Origin of the sequence: Actinomadura bangladeshensis, assembly GCF_004348335.1 — a bacterium.
GTDB lineage: Bacteria > Actinomycetota > Actinomycetes > Streptosporangiales > Streptosporangiaceae > Spirillospora > Spirillospora bangladeshensis.
In genome coordinates this window covers 1-3012 of sequence record NZ_SMJW01000457.1, presented here as the reverse complement: position 1 = coordinate 3012, position 3012 = coordinate 1, and the positions used below count along the sequence as shown (strand labels likewise).

Here is a 3012-nt window from a genome sequence, read left to right as displayed (position 1 = left end):
GGTTGGGGAAGGGCTCTGATCCCGGGTGGGTGGAGGCGGTAGGTGTAGCGGCCGTCCGGGACTTTAGTGATGTGGAGGTGGTCGGGGTGGGTGTGTTTGTAGCGGTTATGCCATCCGCACGTGAGGGCGAGTTGGTCGATGTCGGTGGGGCTGTGGCGCAGGGCCCAGCCGTGGACGTGGTCGACCTCGCATAGCGTCCCGGGCACCTCGCACCCCTGCACCGCGCACGTGGAGTACATCGTCTCCAGGACCCGGCGTTGCGCGCCGGTGGCGAACCGCACCCGATTCCCCAGGTACAGCGGGGTGTTGCCGCCGCCGAGCAGGAGCGGTGAGACCCCGGCGCTCAACGCGATGCGGCGGGCTTGGGCGGCGGGGATCGGCGTCCCGTCGGTGAGGCGCGCCGGTGTGCCGCCGCCGGTGAGGGTGTCCAGGTCGCAGATGACGGTGACCTTGGTGGCCTTGTGACCGCCCGACAGGACCGTGGCCAGCGCCGCCGCCGTCCGCTCCGACAGGTCGCGATGATCGTCGGCCCCGGCGGGTTTGGCCAGCGGGGCCAAGGTGCCGTCCCAGATGGCCGCGTCTTCGGCGTTCAGCCAGCCTTTGACGTAGCGGCCGCCGTCCAGCGACCGTGTCGAATCGATCCACGACCGCTCATACCCCCGCGCCGCCTCTCGGGGGGCCTGTTCGGTGCCGTCGCGTTCGGTGATCACGTCACGGATCCGCTTACCGAAACTGGCGACCTTCCCGGCGGAGAAGCCCTGGTCGACCATGCCCAGCAGAATGTCTTCGGCCTTGCCGCAGTCGTCGTCATCGAGGCGGGTGACCGCTTCGGCGATGGTCGCGGCGTACCCGGCCGACAGTTCACCGGCCGCCCACCGCTGCGACACCTGCCCCAGGCGGTGCCGTTGGCGGGCCAGGGCCAGACGTTCTTTGGCGCGGGTTTCGCGCATGCCCAGCCGGGAGCGCAGCCAAGAGCGGGTGGAGGGGAAACCCCACCGCTGCACCTCCCGCGCACCGTCCACCACGCCGATGAATCCGGCGAGGGCGGCCTCGTGCAGGTCGGCGGCGGTGGCGAGGGTTTCGGTGAGTTCCATGCACGCCGCCGCCGACTCGGGGGCGGCGCGGGAGGCGAGTTCGGCGGCGATCGCCGATGCCGCGTCCACCAATTCCATGGCGGACGCGGCATCGAGGTCGACCGCGATTGAACCCATACCCTTATAATATCCGACCGAACGTCACTTCATCCTTTCGAACCGAAATTCCCTCCATGATTTTTTAGCTGCCACAAAAGGCCCATTTCGGGCATTTTATTTGGGCGGCGCGGGCTTGCGCATATTGCGCGTGTTGTTCGATTCTTGGAGGGGTGGGGGCGGCGCGTCGGGCAGAGGGCAGGCGGAGCCTGCCCGACGAAAGCTGCACTCAGGGGCCGCAGAGGCTCCGAAGTCAAGGGTGGCCGAAGGCCATCGCGAAGCGACGCCGAAGGCGCCCTTGACTTTGGAGGGGCGGCCCCGTACGCAGCGCCGCCCCCACCACAATTCCACGAACGCGGAACAGGCCGTTCGGATTATTCGGCACCAGCCCTCGAACACTCCGCGAAACCCTCAACTCAGAGAACGAGCCGTAGTTCAACGCCCGTTCCCTATCAGGCATCACCCAAGACCACGCCACACCTCAGCAGCGCTAGGCGATAGTTACGACACGAGGCCCGGCTCAGAGGTCGTATGCACCCTGCTTGATTCGCGACACCAAGGCTGCCCACGCATCCCGCTCCATGGCCAGGACGCCACCGTCGGGGTTCTTGGAATCACGGACAAGGCGCTGCGCACCGCTGGAGCAAGCTTCCACGCAGCCGCCCCCCTCGCTGTAGGAACTCTTACGAAACCTTCCTCGGAGGGCGTTGGGGTCGGTCATCCCTGCTCCTAACGATCAGCCTCGCGCGAGGCGTTCGAGCAGCGCCAGGGACTTCTCCGGGCTCATGGCCGAAGCCCTCAACTGGTCGAACGCCAGCGAGTAGGTGTGCACCTCCCGCTCGTCCTCAATGTACAGAGCACTCGTCATGTTTTCGACATATGCGACATCCGGCGTAAATCGCTCAGGGAAGCCCATCACGGTGAAGCTGCCCACCAGCCCCGGGTGGCTTCCTGCGTCCACAGGCATCACCTGGAACACCACGTTGGGCAAATCGGACATCTCGATGATGCGCTTGTACTGCTCGCGCATGACCTCGGGTCCACCGATGACTCGCGTGATCGCTGCCTCGTCCAGGATGGACCAGAGGCGCAGTGGCTCCTGACGCTCAAGCCAAGCCTTCTGCCGCGCCATGCGCCCTGCGGCTCGCCGCTCCACCTCCGACAGCGGCGACAACCGCATGAGGACCGATTTGATCACCTGGTAGGCATATGCCTCGGTCTGCATCAGGCCGTGGACGAGCCCCATGGAGTAGGAGTTGAGCCACTCGGCCTCTGCTTCAAGGCCTATATACGTGGCATAGACGGAGGGCAGGCTGTCGCCGTAGGCGTCCCACCAGCCACGTTGCCTGCTGGTCCGAGCAAACTTGACGAGGGCGTCCATGCGCGGACCGTTCAGTCCGTAGACGGCGAGCATCTGCTCGACCTCGGCCGCCGAGACCCTGCGAATCGCGTTCTCAATCCGAGAGAGCTTGGTCTTGCTCCACCCGAGCCGTTGGGCGGCCTCTTCAAGGTTGAGAGGCGTTGTGGTCTCCCGCAGCCTCCGCAGCTCACTGGCGAGCCGGCGCTCACGAACGGTCGGCGGTCTCACTGTCATGTGATCGAGGATGCTCACTCCGTAGTCGCTCGGCAAGCGGTTTCGGGCTCTCCCTAAAAGATCTTGACCTCAATTCTTTGAAACTGTTGCGGCTCTGCGGGCGGAACTCGCATCATGTGACCTCAACCACACAACATTGAGTGACGAAAATGTCGCTTTCCGTGTCAATCACGGCAATAGTCAGGAGAAGGTGAGCTTCGATGGAGGTCAAGGGGGCGTGGGGGCTGG

At 65.3% G+C, this 3012-nt stretch carries 3 protein-coding genes; all 3 read right to left on the bottom strand.

The genetic code is table 11. The features are described 5' to 3' along the window. A partial coding sequence (locus E1284_RS39780; RefSeq protein ID WP_131945292.1) for an HNH endonuclease signature motif containing protein occupies window positions 1-1211 on the bottom strand: 1211 nt, incomplete at its 3' end. Between the two features lie 499 nt (window positions 1212-1710). After that, window positions 1711-1911 carry a DUF397 domain-containing protein gene (locus E1284_RS39775; RefSeq protein WP_131945291.1) on the bottom strand — a complete coding sequence of 67 codons (201 nt, stop codon included), beginning with the start codon at window positions 1909-1911 and terminating at the stop codon, window positions 1711-1713. Between the two features lie 15 nt (window positions 1912-1926). Further along, window positions 1927-2802 carry a helix-turn-helix domain-containing protein gene (locus E1284_RS39770; RefSeq protein ID WP_243715033.1) on the bottom strand — a complete coding sequence of 292 codons (876 nt, stop codon included), beginning with the start codon at window positions 2800-2802 and terminating at the stop codon, window positions 1927-1929. Between the last annotated feature and the right edge of the window lie 210 nt (window positions 2803-3012).